The sequence below is a fragment of the Mesorhizobium sp. M2C.T.Ca.TU.002.02.1.1 genome (genome assembly GCF_003997225.1).
The window spans coordinates 1-1,964 of the sequence record NZ_RZTO01001005.1 but is presented as its reverse complement, the minus strand read 5'-3'; the positions used below and the strand labels follow the sequence as shown (position 1 = coordinate 1,964).

The following is a 1,964-nucleotide window of genomic DNA, read 5'->3' as shown; positions in this document are numbered from 1 at the left end:
CCCTTGAGGGGGAGATGTCCGGCAGGACAGAGAGGGGGGCGAAGGAACTCGACGTCGACAGCGTCCCTGTCGTTCCAATTCTCTTCTACCGCTCGATGCTGCTGGCCGCTGATGTTACGCCGATCGATGCGCTGGTCGACGCACTACGCTCGCAAGGCATGGCGCCGGTGCCGATCTTCGTCTCCAGCCTCAAGGACCCGGCGTCCCTGGCCTTCGTCGAAAACGCCATCGCCGCACTAAGCCCCTCGGCCATCATCACCGCCACAGCCTTTGCCTCCGGCGCCGAACCCGGCGCCGAAACCCTGTTCGACCGCGCCGGCGTGCCCGTCTTCCAGGTCATCGTCGCCACCACCAGGCGCGAGGTCTGGGAAAAGAACCAGCGCGGCCTGGCGCCAGCCGACCTTGCCATGCATGTCGTCCTGCCCGAGCTTGACGGCCGTATCCTCGCCGGCGCCATCTCCTTCAAGGGCGAGGTCGAGTCCGATCCGGCGCTGGCCTTCCGCGCTTTCGCCAACCGGCCGGAGGCCGACCGCGTGGCGCAGGTGGCCAAGCGCATCGCGGCGTCTGTTCGCCTGCAGCGGACTGAGCGGGCCGAGCGCAAGCTTGCCATCCTGATCCCGGATTACCCGAGCGCCCCGGGGCGGACCGGCTATGCCGTTGGGCTTGATGTGCCGTCCAGCGTGCTCGCCATGCTGCAGGACCTGAAGGAACAGGGCTATGCAGTTGAAGGGATTCCGCAATCGCCGCGGGAATTGCTGGATGCGCTGGAGGTGGGTGGGCACGGGTTGAGTTCAGAAGACTACCTGCAATTGTCCACGGAACTGCCGGACGGCGCGCGTGACGCAGTCAGGGCTGCCTGGGGCAGCGCGGAAGACCAGATAGGGTTGCGCGAGGCCCCCCTCTCTGTCCTGCCGGACATCTCCCCCTCAAGGGGGGAGATTGGCAGCTCCGCCGCCAGCTCCCCCCTTGCTAGTCCGAAAATTGGCGAAAGCCAGGCGCAAGGAATAATCTCCCCCCTTGAGGGGGAGATGTCCGGCAGGACAGAGAGGGGGGCGACGGAACGCCTGCCTTTGAAGGCTGCCGCCCCGCCACACTTCCCCTTCCGCGCCGCGACCTTCGGCAACGTCACCGTGGCGCTGGCCCCCGACCGCGGCCGCTCCGCCGATCGCCGCGCCGACTACCACGACCCGACGCTGCCCCCGCGCCACGAATTGATCGCCTTCGGCCTCTGGCTGCAAAAATCGCTCGGCGTCCATGCCATCGTCCATGTCGGCGCGCATGGCACGCTGGAATGGCTGCCGGGCAAGGCCGTAGCGCTCTCTGACACCTGCTTCCCCGAGATCGTCACCGGCTCGCTGCCGGTCATTTATCCGTTCATCGTCTCCAATCCGGGCGAAGCGGCACAGGCCAAGCGCCGCATTGCGGCCGTCACGCTCGGCCACCTGCCGCCGCCGCTCACCGGCGCCGGCCTCGATGAGGCCCAGCAGAGGCTCGAAAGGCTGGTCGATGAATATGCCCAGGCCGACGGCCTCGACCGCCGCCGCCGGGACCGCCTGGCAAAGCTGATCGTCGAGACGGCGCGCAAGACCGGGCTTGCCTCGGAAGCCGGCGTCGCCAAGACCGACCAACCCGACGAAGCGCTGCGCCGCATCGACGCCTGGCTCTGCGACCTCAAGGATTTCGCCGTCAAGGACGGGCTGCATGTCTACGGTCGCGCGCCGGAAGACGAGGTCGATCCGCTGCGCCGGCAAAGCGCCGAGGCCGAGAAAGCGAACCTGCTCGCCGCCCTCGACGGCCGCCACGTCAAGGCAGGTCCGGCCGGCGCGCCCGCGCGGGGACGTTCTGATGTCTTGCCCACCGGCCGCAACCTCTTCACCTCCGACCCGCGCACCATGCCGACGCCGACCGCCCACGATCTCGGCCAGGCGGCAGCGGAAGAAGTCGTGCGCAGCTATATGCAGAGC

1 protein-coding gene is annotated in these 1,964 nt (G+C 68.1%); it reads left to right on the top strand.

Annotated features, from left to right (window positions below; genetic code table 11):
• Positions 1-14: 14 nt before the first annotated feature.
• A partial coding sequence (locus EOD07_RS32615; RefSeq protein ID WP_245470582.1) for a cobaltochelatase subunit CobN occupies positions 15-1,964 on the top strand: 1,950 nt, incomplete at its 3' end.